19 protein-coding genes, 1 pseudogene and 1 other annotated feature are annotated in these 20167 nt (G+C 45.5%); of the genes and pseudogenes, 13 read left to right on the top strand and 7 right to left on the bottom strand.

The genetic code is table 11. The features are described 5' to 3' along the window. Nucleotides 1-18: 18 nt before the first annotated feature. Nucleotides 19-651, bottom strand: coding sequence for a GNAT family N-acetyltransferase (locus tag NSQ39_RS14420; protein WP_046131902.1), 633 nt, complete (start codon nucleotides 649-651; stop codon nucleotides 19-21). 155 nt (nucleotides 652-806) lie between these two features. On the opposite strand from NSQ39_RS14420, the gene acsA reads away from it, so the two are divergent. The 5 genes from acsA to NSQ39_RS14395 all read left to right on the top strand — a co-directional run bounded on the left by acsA (nucleotide 807) and on the right by NSQ39_RS14395 (nucleotide 5931). After that, nucleotides 807-2525, top strand: a complete 1719-nt coding sequence (gene acsA / locus NSQ39_RS14415) for an acetate--CoA ligase (RefSeq protein WP_065894675.1) — start codon at nucleotides 807-809, stop codon at nucleotides 2523-2525. Between the two features lie 54 nt (nucleotides 2526-2579). Beyond that, nucleotides 2580-2813: a binding site (T-box leader), on the top strand. Between the two features lie 48 nt (nucleotides 2814-2861). Further along, on the top strand, nucleotides 2862-4127 hold the full coding sequence (tyrS, locus tag NSQ39_RS14410; protein ID WP_175076819.1) for a tyrosine--tRNA ligase: 1266 nt from the start codon (nucleotides 2862-2864) through the stop codon (nucleotides 4125-4127). Nucleotides 4128-4494: 367 nt separating this feature from the next. After that, nucleotides 4495-5052: a metallophosphoesterase family protein gene (locus NSQ39_RS14405; protein ID WP_236809821.1), complete on the top strand. Its 558-nt coding sequence runs from the start codon at nucleotides 4495-4497 to the stop codon at nucleotides 5050-5052. Beyond that, nucleotides 5039-5257, top strand: coding sequence for a hypothetical protein (locus NSQ39_RS14400; RefSeq protein ID WP_236809820.1), 219 nt, complete (start codon nucleotides 5039-5041; stop codon nucleotides 5255-5257). The genes NSQ39_RS14405 and NSQ39_RS14400 overlap by 14 nt, the downstream gene beginning before the upstream one ends. Nucleotides 5258-5502: 245 nt before the next feature. Further along, on the top strand, nucleotides 5503-5931 hold the full coding sequence (locus tag NSQ39_RS14395) for a DUF805 domain-containing protein (protein WP_175076818.1): 429 nt from the start codon (nucleotides 5503-5505) through the stop codon (nucleotides 5929-5931). A gap of 231 nt (nucleotides 5932-6162) precedes the next feature. On the opposite strand, the gene NSQ39_RS14390 is transcribed toward NSQ39_RS14395, so the two are convergent. The 3 genes from NSQ39_RS14390 to rpsD form a co-directional block, all read right to left on the bottom strand. Continuing rightward, a complete protein-coding gene (locus NSQ39_RS14390) occupies nucleotides 6163-6342 on the bottom strand; it encodes a hypothetical protein (protein ID WP_341015605.1) in 180 nt (59 codons plus the stop codon). A gap of 12 nt (nucleotides 6343-6354) precedes the next feature. Then, nucleotides 6355-6564, bottom strand: a complete 210-nt coding sequence (locus NSQ39_RS14385; RefSeq protein WP_175076816.1) for a hypothetical protein — start codon at nucleotides 6562-6564, stop codon at nucleotides 6355-6357. Between the two features lie 319 nt (nucleotides 6565-6883). Beyond that, nucleotides 6884-7486: a 30S ribosomal protein S4 gene (rpsD, locus tag NSQ39_RS14380; RefSeq protein ID WP_046130819.1), complete on the bottom strand. Its 603-nt coding sequence runs from the start codon at nucleotides 7484-7486 to the stop codon at nucleotides 6884-6886. Between the two features lie 331 nt (nucleotides 7487-7817). Here rpsD and NSQ39_RS14375 point away from each other — a divergent pair, with 331 nt between their 5' ends. Next, the gene (locus NSQ39_RS14375; protein ID WP_046130820.1) at nucleotides 7818-9527 is read left to right on the top strand and encodes a sensor domain-containing diguanylate cyclase; all 1710 of its coding nucleotides are present in this window, start codon (nucleotides 7818-7820) and stop codon (nucleotides 9525-9527) included. Between the two features lie 13 nt (nucleotides 9528-9540). Here NSQ39_RS14375 and NSQ39_RS14370 read toward each other — a convergent pair whose 3' ends face one another. After that, nucleotides 9541-10035, bottom strand: a complete 495-nt coding sequence (locus NSQ39_RS14370) for a GAF domain-containing protein (protein WP_046130821.1) — start codon at nucleotides 10033-10035, stop codon at nucleotides 9541-9543. A 126-nt stretch (nucleotides 10036-10161) separates the two neighbouring features. Between NSQ39_RS14370 and refZ the strand changes: the two genes are divergently transcribed. Continuing rightward, entirely contained in the window at nucleotides 10162-10800 is a 639-nt protein-coding gene (gene refZ, locus NSQ39_RS14365) for a forespore capture DNA-binding protein RefZ (RefSeq protein WP_046130822.1), read from the top strand. Here the strand turns inward: refZ and hisJ are convergent. Continuing rightward, the gene (gene hisJ, locus NSQ39_RS14360) at nucleotides 10793-11602 is read right to left on the bottom strand and encodes a histidinol-phosphatase HisJ (RefSeq protein WP_046130823.1); all 810 of its coding nucleotides are present in this window, start codon (nucleotides 11600-11602) and stop codon (nucleotides 10793-10795) included. The two genes, refZ and hisJ, sit on opposite strands and share 8 nt — an antisense overlap. A 192-nt stretch (nucleotides 11603-11794) precedes the next feature. On the opposite strand from hisJ, the gene ezrA reads away from it, so the two are divergent. Next, on the top strand, nucleotides 11795-13492 hold the full coding sequence (gene ezrA, locus NSQ39_RS14355) for a septation ring formation regulator EzrA (protein ID WP_046130825.1): 1698 nt from the start codon (nucleotides 11795-11797) through the stop codon (nucleotides 13490-13492). An 89-nt stretch (nucleotides 13493-13581) separates the two neighbouring features. On the opposite strand, the gene brnQ is transcribed toward ezrA, so the two are convergent. Continuing rightward, on the bottom strand, nucleotides 13582-14919 hold the full coding sequence (gene brnQ / locus NSQ39_RS14350; RefSeq protein ID WP_046130826.1) for a branched-chain amino acid transport system II carrier protein: 1338 nt from the start codon (nucleotides 14917-14919) through the stop codon (nucleotides 13582-13584). A gap of 189 nt (nucleotides 14920-15108) precedes the next feature. On the opposite strand from brnQ, the gene NSQ39_RS14345 reads away from it, so the two are divergent. From NSQ39_RS14345 to NSQ39_RS14325, 5 genes and pseudogenes are all read left to right on the top strand, one after another. Next, on the top strand, nucleotides 15109-16254 hold the full coding sequence (locus NSQ39_RS14345) for a cysteine desulfurase family protein (protein ID WP_046130827.1): 1146 nt from the start codon (nucleotides 15109-15111) through the stop codon (nucleotides 16252-16254). 7 nt (nucleotides 16255-16261) lie between these two features. Next, nucleotides 16262-17467, top strand: a complete 1206-nt coding sequence (gene thiI, locus NSQ39_RS14340; protein WP_175076814.1) for a tRNA uracil 4-sulfurtransferase ThiI — start codon at nucleotides 16262-16264, stop codon at nucleotides 17465-17467. Nucleotides 17468-17578: 111 nt separating this feature from the next. Further along, complete coding sequence (locus tag NSQ39_RS14335; RefSeq protein ID WP_006638006.1) at nucleotides 17579-17794, top strand: alpha/beta-type small acid-soluble spore protein; 216 nt, start codon at nucleotides 17579-17581, stop codon at nucleotides 17792-17794. A 193-nt stretch (nucleotides 17795-17987) separates the two neighbouring features. Next, nucleotides 17988-19578, top strand: a pseudogene (gene mbcS, locus NSQ39_RS14330) (acyl-CoA synthetase MbcS). 33 nt (nucleotides 19579-19611) lie between these two features. Further along, a complete protein-coding gene (locus NSQ39_RS14325) occupies nucleotides 19612-20037 on the top strand; it encodes a MarR family winged helix-turn-helix transcriptional regulator (RefSeq protein WP_046130830.1) in 426 nt (141 codons plus the stop codon). Nucleotides 20038-20167 lie beyond the last annotated feature (130 nt).

Here is a 20167-nt window from a genome sequence, read left to right as displayed (position 1 = left end):
TAGATCCCCTTTGCTCCCTTAATACATAAAGCGGTTATGGAACCTGAGCCTGTCAAAGCGCTCGATCGATTCCTGGCTGACCTCTTTTCCGATGCGGGCCATTAAACAGTTGGCGGGATGAGAACTGATTTCCGGATCGTCTGTGGCAAACCAGACAAGGCCCCCGGCATTCATCATCTTCTCCATCATCTTTCTGTACTCCCAGACATCTTTGTTTGTCCCCTTCAAATCCCAATGCCAGTAATATTCAGTCGTAATGATAATGTATTTTTCCATTTGTTGATCCATCATGCTGACCTCTAAAAGCGTCTTTCCGACAGAGTGTCCTCTGAACCTTGGAACCACCTCGATGGCGCCGAGTTCGATTAAATTTTCCATGTTTCCTTCAGACCATCTTTCAAGCGGGTCGGGATAAACGTAGGTGACATAGCCGACAATGGTATGATGGAAACGAGCGATGATAATCCGTCCTTCGGGAAGCCCTGCGATTTCGATTAATGCTTCATGCTGTTTTTCAGATGGGCGAAAGGCTGTAAGCTCTGCATGAAACTCATACTCTGCGAGTTTATCGGGGCTGATAGGGCCCTCTATCAGCAATGTGCCTTCCCCCGTGTGCAATTCTTTGGCATGATAGGTTTTGTGATGCTTCACGTATTCACCGCCTCACGTCTTAGTTGAAGTCTTTTACACATAACATACCAAAATATTAAGCGTTTTCAAAGGAAAGAACAATATTTTTTAAAAATTGAGAAAATAAAAAATCTATACTATAATATATTTTGATGATCGAACAAAGGGGGATGGGCATGGAATTGAAAGCGTTGCCAGCCGTGAAGGGAAATTATAATCTAAACGACTATGAGGAAGTATACCGGACGTTTGACTGGAAAGATGCTGAAAAAAACTTTTCATGGCACAAAACAGGAAAAGTGAATGCGGCATATGAAGCCATCGACCGCCATGCTGAATCGCACTTGAAAAACAAAGTGGCTTTTTATTACAAAGATCCGGCCCGCGACGAAAAGTACACCTTCAGAGAGATGAAAAATGAAACGAATAAAGCCGGGAACGTCTTAAAAAAACACGCCGATGTCAAAAAAGGCGACCGTGTGTTTGTTTTTATGCCGAGATCGCCCGAGCTTTATTTTATTATTCTCGGCGCCGTCAAACTTGGGGCCATCGTCGGGCCTTTGTTTGAAGCGTTCATGGAGGGTGCGGTAAAAGACCGGCTGAAAAACAGCGAGGCGAAGGTCATCGTCACGACGCCTGAACTGCTGGAGCGGATTCCGCAAAAAGAGCTTCCGGATCTGAAAACGATTGTGGTCGTCGGGGAAGGCGTGAAGGAAGAAGGGCCTATTGTAGACTATTTTTCAAAAGCTGAAGAAGCAAATACCGATCTTGAGGTTGAATGGGTCGATCCGGAAGACGGAATGCTTCTTCACTATACGTCAGGCTCTACAGGCGCGCCAAAAGGGGTTCTCCACGTCCATCAAGCGATGGTCCAGCATTACCAGACGGCGAAATGGGTCCTTGATCTGCGGGATGATGATATCTACTGGTGCACGGCTGATCCGGGCTGGGTAACCGGAACAATCTACGGCATCTTCGGTCCGTGGCTGAACGGGGCGACGAATGTCGTCGTTGGCGGCAGATTCAGTCCGGAGTCGTGGTATGAGACGATTGAACAGCTGGAAGTCACCGTTTGGTACAGCGCACCGACAGCCTTCCGGATGCTGATGGGAGCCGGCGACGACCTCGTAAACAAATACGATTTAAGCTCATTGAGGCATATCTTGAGCGTCGGAGAGCCTTTAAATCCGGAGGTCATCAGATGGGGGCACAAAGTGTTCCATAACCGGATTCATGACACATGGTGGATGACCGAGACAGGTGCACAGCTTATTTGTAATTATCCTTGCATGGAGATCAAGCCGGGTTCGATGGGCAAGCCGTTCCCCGGCATCGAGGCAGCGATCGTCGATAATCAGGGAAAAGAGCTCCCGCCTTACAGAATGGGCAATCTTGCCATCAAAAAGGGCTGGCCGTCGATGATGCGCTCCATCTGGAATAATCCCGAAAAATACAGCTCGTATTTTATGCCGGGGGATTGGTATGTATCTGGGGATTCCGCATACATGGATGAAGACGGATACTTTTGGTTCCAGGGACGGATTGACGATGTCATCATGACGTCAGGCGAACGCGTCGGTCCGTTTGAAGTCGAAAGCAAGCTCGTCGAGCATCCGGCCGTGGCTGAAGCCGGTGTCATCGGCAAGCCTGATCCCGTCCGCGGGGAAATTATTAAAGCTTTCATTGCACTCAGGGAAGGATACGAGCCGTCAGACGCCTTAAAAGAGGAAATCAGACAGTTTGTCAAAAAAGGCCTGGCCGCGCATGCTGCCCCAAGGGAAATCGAATTTAAAGATAAACTGCCGAAGACGAGGAGCGGAAAAATCATGAGACGCGTCCTGAAAGCGTGGGAGCTGAACCTCCCGGCCGGCGATCTGTCGACGATGGAAGACTGATGCTTCATTGACAATGAGGAAATATTATGTTAAAAAAGATTTAGTCTTAAATACGAAAAGGTGAAGACTGAGATCAGTAGAACGCATCCTTCCCTGTCTTAGAGAGCTGATGGCCGGTGAGAATCAGCACAAATGGATGGTTCGAATTACACTCACGAACCGCTTTTACGAAAAAGCCTGCCGCTTTGTAGTAAAAGAGCGGACGATGTCCGTTATCAACAAGAGTGAAAAGGACGCCCCGTGCGTTCTTTTAAGCAGGGTGGTACCGCGATGTTCATCGTCCCTTCGTTTACACGAAGGGGCGTTTTTATTTTAGGAAAAAAGGAGCCAATAATGATGACACATTTACTTGATGATTTGTCCTTCAGGGGACTGATTCAGCAGCAAACCGATGAGGAGGGATTAAGGGAGCTCCTCGATCAGGAGAAGATCAGCCTGTACTCAGGCTTTGACCCGACGGCTGACAGCCTGCATATCGGGCATTTGCTGCCGATCTTAATGCTCCGCCGCTTTCAGCAGGCCGGGCATCGCCCGATCGCACTCGTAGGCGGCGCGACAGGCCTGATCGGCGATCCGAGCGGAAAAAAAGCCGAGCGGACGCTGAACAACGAAGAGATTGTCCGCGAATGGTCGCAGAAAATCAAGGATCAGCTTTCGCGTTTCCTTGACTTTGAAGCTGACGAAAACCCGGCGGTAATGGCCAACAACTATGACTGGATCGGGCAAATGAATGTGATTGACTTCCTGAGGGATGTCGGCAAAAACTTCGGCATCAACTACATGCTTGCCAAAGATACGGTAAGCTCCAGAATCGAAACGGGTATCTCATACACAGAATTCAGCTACATGATTCTGCAGTCTCTCGATTTCTTAAACCTATACAGAAACGAAGGGTGCAAGCTGCAGGTCGGCGGCAGCGACCAATGGGGCAACATTACAGCCGGCCTTGAGCTGATCCGGAAATCGGAAGAAAGCGCAAAAGCTTTCGGATTGACGATCCCGCTTGTGACAAAAGCGGACGGCACGAAATTCGGAAAAACGGAAGGCGGCGCGATCTGGCTTGATAAAGAGAAAACGTCGGCCTATGAGTTTTACCAATTCTGGATCAACACAGATGACAGAGATGTCGTCAAATACTTGAAATATTTCACTTTCCTTTCCAAGGAAGAAATCGAAGAACTGGCTGAAAAAACAGAAACAGCTCCTGAAAAACGCGAAGCGCAAAAACGCCTTGCCGAAGAAGTGACGGTCCTCGTTCACGGCCGCGAAGCGTTCGAGCAGGCTGTCAACATTTCAAAAGCGCTCTTCAGCGGAGACATTAAACAGCTGTCAGCCGAAGAAGTGAAGGTCGGCTTCAAAGGCGTTCCTTCCATGGAACTCGGGCAAACCGATGAACTGCCGCTCATCGATGTCCTCGTCCAATCGAAGCTGTCGCCATCCAAACGCCAGGCGCGCGAAGACATCACAAACGGAGCCGTCTACATCAACGGCGAACGGCGCACTGACGTAAACAGCGTCCTCAGCCGCGAAGACCGCATCGAAGGCCAATTCACTGTCATCCGCCGCGGGAAAAAGAAATACTTCCTGCTGACTTATAAGTAATCAGCGAACCCTTGCCGAATGGCAAGGGTTTTTTGTTCCCTGGGAATATCAAAAAGTGTGGATGTAGTCATCAAAATCGTGTTAAAGATTCCAAGACCATCGGGAGGTAAGGAAATAGACATATTACTCGATCATTAATATTTTGGCTCTTGCGTAACTAGCCAGTAGACGGAGCAGGTTAAAGGGAAGGGAAAACTGAGCCGAATTTTCACGGTAGAGAGAATAGGATTTTTGTCTTGCACTTACCAACCGTCTCTTTATTTTATAGAGAGCCTTCAGATATACGAAGGATTTGCATAGAGCCGGCTATGAATATATATTGAGAAGAGATTGTGAAAAAACTAGGCGAAGGGGAGGAATTTCACAGATGAAGATTGCGGCACTTTATGATATTCATGGAAACCTGCCGGCATTAAATGCATTGCTAAAGGAACTTGAAGATGTCAAGCCGGATTTAATTGTTATTGGTGGAGATATCGTCTCTGGACCAATGCCTAGACAAACTTTGGAACGGATTTTCTCCTTGACTGATAAAGTTCGCTTTATTCGTGGAAATGGGGATAGAGAAGTAGCAATGGCTTTTGATGGAAAAAACCTCCCATCTACAATGTCAGAAAAGGGTCGACAAAGAACCCAATGGGTCGCTGATCAGTTAACTCGGTCTCAAAGAGACTTTCTATCAAAATTACCCGAAACAGTAACAGTTCATATTAATGGATTGGGAGATGTGCTATTTTGTCACGCTACACCACGTAGTGATGAGGAAATCATTACACCCAATACCTCCCAGGAACGACTTGCCGCTATTTTTTCAGGCGTTCGGCAACAGATTGTTGTCTGCGGACATACCCATATGCAATTTGAGCCGACAAACAGGCAGTATACGCATTGTCAACTCTGGGAGCGTAGGAATGCCATTTGCTGATGAACCAGGGGCATACTGGCTCCTAATTAGTCCAACAGGTTATGAGTTTCGACATACGGCATACGATGTTGAGGCGGCGGCGCAAGAGATTAGAGCAAGTAAAGACCCAGGAGGAAAGGAATTTGCCGATGAGAATGTGATCAAGGTTCCAACTGCTGCAGAAGCATCGGAATTTTTAGAGCGTATTGCAATGAAAAACTCGTAAAATAGCTGGCTTTTTTCAAAAAAGTGTTTAAGGCAGCTCTTATCAAGCATTGATTACGTAACCTAAATATACGAGAAAACGATTGAAAACGATACTATGGAAAAAGCATTTGAAAGCCAAAAAGGAGATGAAAACTCAAGAAGAAATATTAACATTATCGACTGAGCCGGCCGATAGCAAAATGTTTTATGATATAATGGATATGTTTTGCATTAATCAATACAGTTGGCAACAGAGGAAATTGTATGAAGTGGTATTGGAAAGGTTTAAAAAACTATGCAAATTTTGAAGGGAGAGCAAGGCGAAAAGAATATTGGCTGTTTCATCTCTTTAATGGCATCATTTGTTTTCTTTTATTAATACTATCATTATTAATAGCAGGTTTATTTATTGCAGAATTGCTAGGAGAAGGCGGATATCAAGCAGGATATGTAGTCGGGTATGGAGGGGGATTGCTTGCATACATTTTGATCTTTATTTATCAGTTAGCTGTTTTGGTGCCGTCATTAGCTGTCGGCGTCCGCAGATTGCATGACATCGGGAAAAGCGGTTTATGGATACTCATTGGCTTGATTCCGTTTGTCGGTGCTATTATCCTGCTGATCTTCTACTGCCAAGATAGTGAAACACAAGATAATCAATATGGACCAAATCCAAAAGCGAATTTAAATTAATGGTAAATTGCACCCTGATTGTCAGACAATGAATCAAGCGATCGGGGTGTTTTGATTGTCTTAAGATAAATTTAAAACCGGTTTGGTCGTTCTTTCAAAAGAGGCTACCAAATGTCACTTAAACTGCCGTAAATATCAAAAAAAGAGAGGAAACCACAGGGAGAACTTGAAACAGACGCACAACTGACGCTTTGAAAAATAAATATTTACGCTTATTTTTAAATAACATAATTATAATCCGGAATATGGATTTTCAATGTTTCCTTCTAATTCCTCTATAAGCTCTATAACTTCATCACTAATTTTTTCTTCTCTAATCATTTCCTGTAATGCTTGAAAACTTTCCGGAAGTCCAAAATAAGCAATGATTGCTGTAGCATTATCCATTAGGCCATAAGAATTCACATCCAAGATGTTTTTGATTCAAATATCCGCTTTATGTTTAATTTTGCCGTCCAGCATTTTATATGTATGCCATTGTCTTTCTGAAAGCCGGTATATAGCTTCAGATAATTCAATTTTACTGACAGTGTCTTTTGTACTTTCATACATTTCAATCATTTGATTGAAATACTTTTCTAAAGTATCTTGGGATAAAGAATCGGGTAATTCATCAAACTTAGAAAAATCCATGTTGTTACTGGCATGTATGTATATTCCTCGGCTTTTATGGGGTTTACCATCTCGTCCTAGAGGTTTATTTGACAGTCCGCATATGCTTTCCTTTCAGCTCTGTCCATTTTGATCTTTCAAGCGCGTTCATCTGCTTGAGATGTCTAATAAGACGGTCGTTTTAACGTTATGCGTCTGCCTACTTGTTTGATTTTATCTCCCAAAACCCCCGAATCAATTGGAGAGAACCATAAAGCAGAGAGAAAATAAAAAACCCCAGAATCGTCGGTATATCAACAATTCTAGGGTTTCCTTCAATACTCTTTGCAGAGCATTTCCCTTAACGAGAGTAGAACTCAACGATAAGCGCTTCGTTAATCTCAGCAGGAAGTTCAGAGCGTTCTGGAAGGCGAGTGAACGTACCTTCAAGTTTTTCAGCATCGAAAGTCAGGTATTCAGGAACGAAGTTGTTCACTTCAACCGCTTCTTTGACGATTGCAAGGTTTTGAGATTTTTCGCGAAGCGAGATGGTTTGACCAGGTTTTACTTGGTAAGACGGAATGTCAACGCGGCTTCCGTCAACAAGGATGTGACCGTGGTTTACCAGCTGGCGAGCTTGGCGGCGAGTGCGCGCTAAGCCGAGACGGTACACGATGTTGTCAAGACGTGATTCAAGAAGAACCATGAAGTTTTCACCGTGTTTACCGGCCATTTTCGCAGCTTTGTCAAAAAGGTTGCGGAATTGGCGCTCGTTTACACCGTACATATGGCGAAGCTTTTGCTTCTCTTGCAATTGCAAACCATATTCAGATAGTTTTTTGCGTTGTCCCGGACCGTGCGGACCTGGTGCATAAGGACGTTTTTCTAATTCTTTACCCGTACCGCTTAAAGAGATTCCCAAACGGCGGGATAGTTTCCAGCTTGGACCTGTATAGCGAGCCATAATGTGACTCCTCCTTTGGTTTTATTTTGTGAAAATAAAACCCATCTGTTCAATTCAGCCATGTCCATTTTGTTTTCATGTATCCTCGCTCCAGCAGCAAAGAGTTACACGATACACCTTATATAGTATAAGGAACAAAATGAAACACAGTTGCAGAACAAAAAGGCTGCAATATTTCACACAAAGTCGATTATATAATGTTCAAGGATGAAAGTCAACCATAGGTGATGGGAGTCGAAAATACTAGATGGCAACGAGGATAAAGTCCTGGTTTTGTGATATAATCGGGAAAATAAAATGAGATTTTTGTGGAAATTTTCGGGTGATAATCATGAATAAACAAACGGAAGACCTATATTTGTCTTTTCATCAGGAGTTGCTGCAGTTTTTATTGAAAAAACGGGATGCCTCTTACAGTGAGTCAGTCGCCTGGCTCAAGGGGGCGGCAGAGTCTTTTTTTTCGTTTATGTCCTTAACCTTGAAGGTTTCGTCCCAGCCGGATGACTTGAGAGAACAGCACGAACCTGATAAAGACATCGATAAATATTATATCATAATAACAATTGAAGAAAACAGTAAATATATTAAGATTTCTTGTCAAAAGAATCATAAAATTTTAGAGGATTTGACTGAATCCGTCCGCTTGTTTTTGCAGAACTGCCTAAAAACAGAAGCATCTGCGGAAGAAACGCGCCGCCAAGCGAGGATCTATGAGCAGACAGCGTTGTTCCATGAGCTCATGGATCAGGAAAAAGTTCTCAAGACAATGCTTGAAAGCTTACAAGGAGAGTTTCCTTTCTTGTCATACGGCCTTTTTCTGTCTTATGACCAAGACCAGTATTTGCAATTGCCTGCAAAAGAAATCGACGTCAATGGTGAATCGGCCGATTCTTTCGCACTTGAAGCCTACCTGTCGGGGCAGGTGAAGCTGATCAACGGATCTACCGTCTATGTTCCGCTGAAAGGCAGGCAAGGTACGTACGGCGTTTTGCGTACCGAGGGAGAGAACGCAGCCAAAGCCGCTGCTGACATTGGCGTGATTGCCAATGCTGCGGGAATAGCCTTCGAAAACGCGCGGCTTTATGAACAGGCCAAAAACATGATCTCCAATCTGGAACTTATCAATGAAACGTCTCATCAGCTAAATCAGACAAGGCAGCTTCCGGAAATGATGAAATATTTGTCAGAACGGCTGGTCGGGTCATTTGGCGCCGATGAAGTGGGCTTTTTTTATAACAGCTATTTAGAGGAACAGCAGCTCTTGCCTGGGAGCACCGTCTTTTTTCAAACGGGTGCAGCCGATCCGTACATCCGCTATGTCAAAGAGAAAATTTCAGAAGGGGACGGGGTTTTTGTCGGCAGCGGATCATCGATGTTCGGCCCTGACGGCTATGCGTCATTAATGGGCGTTCCGATGATCCAAAACAGTGAATGCATGGGATTTGCGATCGTTCTGAAGAAAAACGCCTATTCATTTTCTTTTGAAATGTTCAAGCTCTTTCAGACGCTGATCAGGCATTCCACTCTTGCCGTGACGAATTCGATGCTCCGTGACCGTCTGAAGCATATGGTTCAGACGGACCAGCTGACAGAGCTGTATTCGAGAGCCTATCTCGACGAAAAAATACAATACAGCATGGAAGCTCATCAGGAAGGGGTGTTTTTGCTGATTGACATTGATAATTTTAAGCGGATCAATGATACGTACGGGCACCAGACCGGGGATTCCATCCTTATTCAGGTTGCCCGGGTGATACAGCAGAACATCCGCGAACAGGATGTAGGAGCCAGATGGGGCGGGGAGGAACTGGCCGTGTACGTTCCGAAAATCGATATGTCCGCCGGGGAAAAGCTGGCTGACCGCCTGATCGCGCTCGTCAGGGAAAACACGAATCCGAAGGTTACGATTTCCTGCGGAATTTCGCACTGGTCAGCGGATGATCCGAAATCTCTGACATCTCTCGTCAAACAAGCCGATATCGCCTTGTATGAAGCAAAGCGAAACGGAAAAAACAAGCTGATGATTTTTGAAGCCAATTAAAAAAGAGCCGGGATTACCGGCTCTTTTTACTGATGCGCTCCCCGAGCTTTTCGGCGAACTTTTTCAAATATAATTCATCTATTTCGTCGAAGCGGTTTGTAATCGGGCTGTCGATGTCAAGCACGCCGATCACTTCGCCGTCTGCTTCAAGCGGAATCACGATTTCGGATTGTGAAGCAGCATCACACGCGATATGACCCGGGAATGCATTGACATCCTCCACGCGTTCGACCTGTTTGTTGGCGTATGCCGTACCGCAGACGCCTTTTCCGAACGGAATCCTGACGCAGGCCGGAAGCCCTTGAAACGGTCCTAACACGAGCTCTCCGTCTTTTGCAAAATAAAAGCCTGCCCAGTTGACGTCCTCAAGCGAATGGTAAAGGAGGCTTGAGGCGTTGGCCAAATTCGCAATCATATCAGGCTCTCCTTCTGTCAGTGCATCCGCTTGTTTAAGCAGGAGCTCGTATTTTTTTTCTTTGCTGCCTTCTGTTTTTTCGACATGAAACATGTTATTTCCCTCACTTTTTATTTGAAAATGCAAAATCGCGGCTTCGCGTGATGTGATTTGTCGAGCACTTTTTACAGGAACAACTCCGAGTGCGTGGAATTGTTTTTGTAAGAAGGGGTGAACAAGATGGGATCAAACTCATTTTTTACCACAAAGGACAGAATTATCGAATCTGCCGTGCAGCTGTTCAACCAAAAAGGGTTTTCGGGAACATCCGTCCGTGAAATTGCAAAAGCAGCGAATGTCAATGTGGCCCACATCTCTTACTACTTTAATGGAAAAGGCGGATTAATGGAACATTTGGTATCCCGTTTTTATGAAGGATATTTGAGAATCCTTGAACAAGGATACGAGCGCCTTCGCGACACAACTGCAAAGGAATGCCTTCTTCAGCTGATTTTTGATATTCTATCGTATCAGCATGAACACCGTCAATTAACTCGATTCGTCTATCGCGAGGTAACGATCGATTCGACGCTGATTCGTGAAGTGATGTCGACATATTTAACAAAAGAAAAATACATTCTCCATTTGATCATTGAAAAAGGAAAAGAGAACAGAGAATTTTCTCATTTTCCCCTTTCGCATTTTATGATCCAGTTGAAATCGCTTTTGACGATGCCCTATTTGCAGCCTCAGTATATTTCTGAGGTGCTGTATTTGCAGCCCCACGAACCTTACTTTTACAGGGCGTATTATCAAGAGGTCAAAACATGGATCATCAGCTTGTTTGACAGGAAACAGGAACAGATTGCCGCTATTTAGCGATTTGTTCAAAACGCTTATAGCCAAACCCGGCATCCTTTGCTTGATGGGCATCAGACCCATAAACAAGCGGGATGTTTTTTTGTTTGGCTTCTTCGATCATCCACTCCTCCAAATAAATGTCCCCGGCATGGGGTTTGCGGAGGCCTGACGTATTGAAGTCGAGTTCAAGCCCGCGTGCTGCCGCTTCTGTCAGACATGAGGACGCCAATTGGCGGACCTTTTCTGACATGGTATATGGAAAAAGTTTTACAAATTTTTTAACCAATGTAATATGACCGATTCGTTTTGGCTTAAAGACGCCGAGCGATGATACAATAGAAGAAAAGATTTCCTGATAGTATGCGAGATACACCTCTTCGATCGTTCCATAATGCCTGATCAGTTGTTGAAACGCGGCTTCATCATAATCAAGGCAGATATGCGACTCACCCGCCGGCAAAAAGTGAACCGACAGGATGCCGTCGTCAAGAACCGGGCCGAAATCATCAAGAAATGACTGGATTTCGCGTTCAAAGGCGCGGATATAGTCGACTTCAAGACCGATTAAAATATCGATTTGCCCTTCATATTCTTTTTTCAGCGCCGCAAGGCTTTTCAAATAGCGCTCCAGTGACGCCATCGGCATGGCGCTGTCCTTCTCGGGTGTCGGGTCAACGAAAGAAGGCGGCAGGGGGGCATGCTCTGTAAAGGTAACGGAATGAAATCCTTTTTTGCATAATTCTTCTATATATTGTCTGAATTCATCCTTTGATCCGTGAGGGCAAAAAGGAGAGTGGACATGAGCGTCTCGTTTCAGCATAATGTCACCCCGTAAAAAAATAGTCAGATGTTGTCACTTTGATGTAAAAAAATTAAAAATTCTGCTCAAAAAATGTTGGTTACATGGTATCATAAGAACAATGAAAACGATAGCTTTACTTCTTTTTTACATAACAATTTTTCAAAATATCATAACCCTGACAGAACAAGTTAAACAGCAAGGGGGCTCATTATGGAGTTTGTCATAGGCTTATTAGCGGCTTTTTTGATTTTATTCGCTGCAGGCTACTTATTCAGAAAAAATATATATAAAGAAATCGACCGTTTAGAAGCATGGAAAATCGAAATCCTCAACCGTTCGATCGTGGAGGAAATGTCGAAAATCAAGCATTTGAAAATGACGGGACAGACCGAAGAATTCTTTGAAAGATGGCGCAAAGAATGGGATGAAATCGTCACATCGCACATGCCGAAGGTCGAAGAGCTGTTGTTCGAAGCGGAGGACTGCGCCGATAAATACCGCTTTCAAAAGTCAAAGCAGGTGCTTGCCCACATCGAAAACCTAATATCTGCGGCCGAGTCCAATATAGAGGACATTTTAAAGGAAATCGCCGACCTCGTTTCAAGCGAAGAGCAAAACCGCAAGGAAATTGAAGATGTGAAAGAACGGTATACAAAGGTGCGCAAAAACCTTTTGGCGTACAGCCATTTGTACGGTGACCTTTACCCGAAAATCGAAGCCGATCTTGACGAGGTATGGGAAGGGATCAAGCGATTCGAGGCCGAAACCGAAGGCGGAAACTACATAGAGGCAAGAAAGGTGCTGCTTGCTCAGGACCGCTTGCTTGAAGAGCTTCAATCACACATAGACGATGTGCCGAAGCTGCTTGCCAGCTGCAAGCAGACCGTACCGCAGGAGCTGCAGAAACTGAGGGCGGGCTACCAGGAAATGATCGACAAAGGCTACAAGCTTGATCACATTCAGATCGACAAAGAACTGGAAAACCTTATGAAGGAACTGAAGCGCGCCGAAGCAGCGCTCATGGCAGACCTCAATCTTGAAGAAGCATCACAGATCGTACAAATGATCGATGAGACGATACAGACGCTGTATAGCGATTTGGAGCATGAGGTCGAAGCTGGACAGCTCGTATTAGGAAAAATGCCGGAGCTGGCTGTCACGCTTGAAAAGCTTGAATCCAGCAAAGAAGAAACAAAAGCCGAAACAGAGCTCGTAAAAGAAAGCTACAAGCTGACGACGGGTGAGCTGGAAAAGCAGCAGTCATACGAAAAGCGGCTTGAAACGATCAACAAGCAGTTTGAGCAGGTGAAGGAAAGGCTTGATCAGAAGCATGTCGCTTACTCCCTCTTAAAGGAAGAGCTGCTGGACATCGAAAAGCAGATCGAAACGGCTCAAAAAGAGCACGATGAATACAGGGAAATGCTCCAATTGCTGCGAAAGGAAGAGCTTCAGGCAAGAGAGCTTCTTGAACAGTTGAAGCACACCGTCAAAGATACGGCAAGACGTCTGGAAAAAAGCAATGTTCCGGGCATTCCCCAGTCATTGACGGAACAGATTCAAGCGTCCCGCTCCGTCGTTTTGAGAGTGAATGAACAGCTTGATGTACTGCCGTTAAACATGGATGCCGTCAATGAGCGGCTGAAAGAAGCCGAAAAACTTGTCACTGACGTGCAAGAGCAGACGGAGGATCTTGTTGAAAAAGTGTTGATGACCGAACGCATCATTCAGTACGGCAATCGCTTCAGAAGCCAGAACCATATGCTTTCAGAGCAGCTGAAAGAAGCGGAAAGGCGCTTTTATTCATACGATTACGATGAAGCGTTTGAGATTGCCGCAAGAGCGGTGGAAAAAGCCTCTCCGGGTTCTGTGAATCGCCTGAAATCGCAGGCCGATCAGCCCGAAAGCTAAAAGCCGGCATTGTTTAAAACGATTCCGGCTTTTGTTTTCACAAAAGGCACAAAAAGCCCCCCTTCTTTTTGGAAGGGGGGCTTATCATTTCAGCTGACTTTCTTTAAACGGTCCGGACTAACAGGGATAAAGAAAGTCAAAATGTAACCGATCGCTGCGCCGATAATGGCCGGGATGAGCCAGCCGATTCCGACGCTGAATAATGGAATGTGCGCGCCTAAAAATTTGTTTAGCGCTCCTAATGGAATGCTCGCGGCATTCAAGCCGTCGATAATGCTGAAAATGCCTGTTGCGAAAAGCGCTCCGATATACACTTCGCGCCGTTCGTTAAACAGTTTGTCGATAAACGAAAGGAATACAACGACGATCGCAAGCGGATAAAGCGCTGAAAGAATCGGCACTGAAAGCGAGATGATTTCATTCAATCCGAAATTCGCGATCACCAGGCTGAACAGCGAGACAATGATTACAACGGTTTTGTAGGAAAGACCCGGAATCAGCTTTGAAAAATATTCTCCGCACGAAGAGACAAGTCCGACGCTCGTTGTCAGGCAGGCGAACAAAATGGCAACCCCGAGGACGACATTACCAAATGAGCCGAACAAAAAGGTGGAAGCCTTAGATAAGACGGCTCCTCCGTTATCGAGTGATCCGACCGTCTCAACGCTTGTCGCTCCAAGATAAGCAAGTGATACATACACCAGCGCAAGTCCAACTGCAGCCACAACCCCGGCTTTGATACAGGAGGCCGCGATTGATTTTGGATTTGTCACGCCGCGCTCTTTTACTGCTGAAATAACGACGATGGCGAAGACGATCGACGCAATGGCGTCCATTGTTTTATAGCCCTCTAAAAATCCGGTGAAGATCGGAGCGGACTTATATGCTTCCGTAACAGGACCAATGCTGCCCATCGGCGTAACGATTGCTTTGATTACGAGTATAGCGATGACTGCCAATAAGATCGGTGTTAAAATTTTGCCGATGCGGTCAACAAGCTTGCTCGGATTTAAAGCCAGGAAAAAAGTGATACCAAAGAAAATCAGGGTAAAAATAAAAAGGTAAATCCCTGATGAATGGCTGCCTAAAAACGGTTCAACGGCAATGACGTACGAAACGGTTCCCGTTCTTGGAATCGCAAACAGCGGTCCGATCGTCAAGTAAATGCAGACAATTAAAATGGTGCCAAAGACGGGGTGAGCTTTATCCGCCAGCCCTTTTGCACTGCCGGTAAGGGCTACGGCAATCACGCCGAGAAGCGGCAGGCCGACGCCTGTCAGCAAAAAACCGATGATGGCCGGCCATACGTTTTCTCCCGCAGCTTGGCCGAGCAGGGGAGGAAATATCATGTTTCCCGCTCCGAAAAAGAGAGCGAACAGCATCAAACCGATCGCTAACGTTTCCTTAGCGGATAGGGCAGTTTTCATTAAAAAGACCTCCTGTTATTGTTAAAATTTTCTGTCAATTATTTTTGCGATATAATATGACAAAAGTCCATAAACTATTATATTTTAAAAATCAGATAAGTCAAACATTTATTTTAATTTTCAATTTCGGGTTGATATGATAACATATACAGTCATGAAAAAGAACGTTCAATTCCAAAGGAGAAGATTATGATTTATCTTGATAACAGTTCGACAACTCAACCTTATCGTGAAGTGTTGCAAACGTATGAACAAGTCAGCCGGCGTTTCTTCGGCAATCCATCCTCGCTGCATCACCACGGCGTGGAAGCCGATCAATTATTGGCTGAAGCAAGAAAACAAATCAAATCGGCTTTGTCTGTCAACAATTATGACGTCGTTTTTACGTCAGGCGCTTCAGAAGCCAATAATATGGCGCTGAAAGGCATTGCGCTTGCACACGGCCAAAAAGGAAAGCATATTATCACTTCTTCCATTGAACATCCTTCTGTTTCCGAATCTTTGGAACAGCTGAAAACCGCGTTCGGTTTTGACATTACGTATCTTCCCGTCGACGGTCAGGGACGCGTGTCGCTTGAAGAGCTCGAAAAAGCGATCACGAAAGATACGATTCTTGTCAGCATTATGCATGTTAACAATGAAACAGGCGTCATTCAGCCTGTCGGGGACATTGGGAACATCGTTAAAAGGACGAGCCGGGCGTTCTTTCACGTCGATTTTGTTCAAGGGATTCACAAGGTTCCGCTGGACATCGCCAGTGCAAAGATCGACCTTTGCACAATATCCGGCCATAAATTCCACGGCTTAAAAGGGACCGGAGCTCTCATACTAAAAGAAGGAATGACCCTTTTTCCGTTAATTTCAGGGGGCGAACAGCAAAACAGCAGAAGGGCCGGGACAGAAAACACAGCCGGCGCGGTAGCGCTCGCAAAAGCAATCAACTTATCAGCAAAGGATTACTTCGATTATATAGAGGAGATGAAAGCGGCAAAAGCGGATTTCATCAAACAGCTTAAAGGTTTGGAAGGCGTGATGTTAAATACGCCTGAAGATGCGAGCGCACCGCACATCATCAACTTTTCCGTTCCGGGAATTAAAGCTGAAGTCCTCTTGCATATGCTCGAGGAACGGGGTATTTTTGTATCGACGACATCCGCATGTTCATCAAAGCAGCATAAGCCGAGCAAGGTGCTGATGGCTATGGGAAAAGGGGAGCAGGCGGCCGAAAGCAGCATCAGAATCAGCTTAACATACCGGGGAAACAAAGGGGTTGTCGAGCCGTTTATGACAGCTCTGACAGAAAGTGTACACAAACTAAAAGGAATTATGAGGTAGAGAAAAAATGAAATATGACTACATGTTAATCCGCTTTGGCGAAATTTCAACAAAAGGAAAAAACAGACGCCTTTTTGTCGATCGTCTGAAAAGAAACATCAAAATGGTTTTGCGAGATTTCAGAAACATCCGTTATGAAGCAACAAGGGACAGAATGACGCTCACATTAAACGGCGAGGATGCCGAAGCCGTAACCGCCCGCTTAAAAAACGTTTTCGGCATTCAATCGTTCAGCCTCGCCGTCAAATGTCCGACAGACTTGGAGAGCATTAAAGAGACGGCCCTTGCATCCATAGAAGAGCAATACAAGGCCGGTGACACGTTCAAAGTATCAACAAAAAGAGCGTATAAACAGTTTGAATTAAACACCAATGAAATGAATTCCGAAATCGGCGGACATATTTTGCGGAATACTGAAGGCCTGACCGTTGACGTTCACTCGCCTGACATTCACTTGCGGATCGAGATCAGGGAAGATGCGACTTATTTGACGTTCCGCGATGAAAAAGGAGCGGGGGGGCTTCCCGTGGGCAGCGGAGGAAAAGCGATGCTGATGATCTCGGGCGGCATTGACAGCCCTGTCGCCGGATTTTATGCGCTGAAGCGCGGCCTTGAAATTGAGGCTATTCACTTTTTCAGTCCGCCGTACACGAGCGAGCGCGCCAAGCAAAAGGTGATCGACCTTACCGAAAAGCTGACGGCGTTCGGCGGGGACATCAAACTTCACATCGTGCCGTTCACAAAAACGCAGGAGCACATTCAAAAGCAAATTCCCGAAAACTATTCGATGACGGCAACCCGAAGGCTGATGCTGCAGATCGCAGACAAAATACGCGAACAAAACAACGGCCTCGCCATTTTTACGGGAGAAAGCCTCGGACAGGTGGCAAGCCAAACGCTTGAAAGCATGTATGCGATCAATGCGGTGACGAATACGCCGGTTTTGCGCCCGCTGATCGGAATGGACAAAACCGAAATCATCGAAAAGGCGAAAGAGCTCGGCACATACGACATCAGCATCAGGCCTTACGAAGACTGCTGCACGATCTTTACTCCGTCAGCGCCGAAAACGCGGCCTAAAAAAGAAAAAATCGAGCACTTTGAAAGCTATACAGACTTCGAGCCTCTCATCCAGGAAGCGGTAGAAAAAACGGAAACGATCGTTTTAAGCGGCAAAACGGAGGCGAAAGAGAAGTTCGCCGACTTATTTTAAAGGCACATTCCTTAAGGTCGATATCGTCTGTTTTGCATACAATTACCAAACATTCTTTGCATGAAGTCATGTGTTTCTACACAATCTATACTCACAAGGAGGTGAGAACACATGGCTCAAAACAACAGACAAAGCAATTCTAACCAACTATTGGTTCCAGGAGCTGCTCAAGCTATCGACCAAATGAAATTCGAAATCGCTTCTGAATTCGGTGTTAACCTTGGAGCGGAAACTACTTCTCGTGCAAACGGTTCAGTTGGAGGAGAAATCACTAAACGTTTAGTTTCTTTCGCTCAGCAACAAATGGGCGGAGGCACACCTCAGTAACTTAAAAATTAAACAAGTAATGGATAATGAGTGGGGTTTTTTCCCCACTCTTTTATTGTGCGAAAAGAACATGTCAGCAGTACACACTCTTTATATCTGCCGAACATACTGTATTTTCATGGGACAAATCATTTTAGAAAATACACAATATTGTTTATAATGAAATGATGGCAAATGTGAGGAGAGGAAATCGTTGAAAAGAGAAGATTTGATTGCTCCAGAGAGGTATAATGCGGTTGATGAGATTGAAAAATTCAATGCTTTTCCAAATAAGACGGCTTTAATCTGGGAAGATGAATCAGGTAGGACAGCTTCCTGGACATATCGGACGCTGAATCGATAAAACAAACAGGATAGCCAGCGTTCTCGCCGACTCCGGTTTGCAAAAAGGCGATAAGCTGATCGTAATGATGCCGCGCGTTTTGGAAACCTATGCCGTATATATGGCGATTCTAAAAGCGGGAATGGTTGTCATTCCTTGTTCTGAGATGCTTCGTGCAAAAGACTTGGACTACAGAATCGGGCATGCCGGTGTGAAAGGCGCCATTATTTATTCTTCGTTTATTAATTCTTTAGAGGGAGTTCAGTCCAAGGAAAAGCTGAATACTTTCTCTGTCGGGGAAAATGAAGCTGGATGGCCGGATCTTCTAAAAGAGATGGAAACGAGGGACGGAGCATCCTTTCAAGCGGCAGATACGAGCCGCGACGATATCGCGTTTTTATCATATACATCCGGAACGACGGGCCAGCCAAAAGGCGTTGTTCACACACACGGCTGGGCGTATGCCCATTTAAGAACGACGGCTTCCGCCTGGCTTGATATCAAAGAAGATGACCTCGTTTGGGCAACGGCCGGCCCAGGTTGGCAAAAATGGCTGTGGAGCCCGTTTTTGGCTGTGCTGGGAAGCGGAGCGACAGGATTTGTCTACCACGGAAAATTCGATCCAGAGACATATTTGTCGTTAATGGAACGTTATCGGATCAATGTGCTTTGCTGTACGCCGACAGAGTACCGATTTATGGCAAAGGTCAATAATCTGTCAGGCTGGGATCTTTCTTCTATCCACAGTGCCGTTTCGGCGGGCGAACCTTTAAACCGGGAAGTCATCGACGCGTTTAAAAAGCATGTAAACGTTGAAGTGCGGGACGGCTATGGACAAACGGAAAACACTTTGCTCGTCGGCGTCCTGAAGGGAATGAAGGTCAAACCGGGCAGCATGGGTAAGCCAACCCCGGGCAACATCGTCGAAATTATAAATGAAGACGGGGACATCTGCGAACCCGGCGAAACGGGGGATATCGCCGTCCATATCAGTACGCCGGCCCTTTTCAAAGAATATTATAATGACCCTGAGCGGACGCTTCTTCAAAGAAGAGGGGATTACTTCATCACCGGCGATAAAGCGAGGAAAGACGAAGAAGGCTATTTTTGGTTTGAAAGCCGAAACGATGATATTATCATCAGTTCCGGCTATACGATCGGCCCTTTTGAAGTCGAAGATGCGCTGATCAAACACTCGCGTGTAAAAGAATGCGCCGTTGTCGCAAGTCCTGATGAAATCAGAGGAGCCATCGTCAAAGCGTACGTTGTATTAAAGGATTGCTCCGGAGACGAAAGCCTGGTAAAAGAGCTGCAAAACCATGTCAAGGCATTAACGGCTCCGTACAAATACCCGCGGGAAATCGAATTCATCGACCAGCTTCCTAAAACCCCTTCGGCGAAAATTAAACGCTTTGAATTAAGAAATCGGGAGCTTGCCCGAAAAACGAAAGGAAACCGCTAAACGGCAAACTTTTAATGACAGGGGGGATCTCCTTTGAGTCGTGACTCACTCCGAAACATCGAGAAGGAAATCGCGCTTCTGGTACGCTTGACCACGGCCTACAGTCCGCGGTTCGGAATGGATCGTTCAGAATACCTGCTTTTGAGCGAACTTGAGAGCGAAAGTCCTCTTGCGATCAATACATTGGCCGACAAGCTGATGCTGAATCTTTCGACTGCAAGCCGGCAAGTTTCGGCCCTTGAGCGGAAAAAACTGATCAGGCGTTTTCCAGATCCGCAAAACGGCCGGATCAGCCTTGTGGAGATGACTCAGGAAGGAATTGATAAGCTGCATAAGGTGCAAAAGGCCCGCTACGATGTGTATGCCGAGGTTCTCCAAGAATGGCCGGACGAAGAGCTTACCGTTCTGGAGGCCAATTTAACCCGGCTGAACCGGGATTTCAAAAAATGGAGCAAATAAAGAAAGACTGCTGATCCAAAAGTCAGCAGTCTTTTTGCTGATTTAAAGATTGATTTATGTGAGAAAGAGAGTATAATTAACTTGTATTATACAACTTGCATCATGAAATATATTGCAGCGAAAGGAGGAA

Source organism: Bacillus sp. FSL W8-0848, assembly GCF_038007805.1.
GTDB lineage: Bacteria > Bacillota > Bacilli > Bacillales > Bacillaceae > Bacillus > Bacillus glycinifermentans.
The sequence above is the reverse complement of the archived record's forward strand: the minus strand, read 5'-3'. Positions and strand labels throughout refer to the sequence as shown.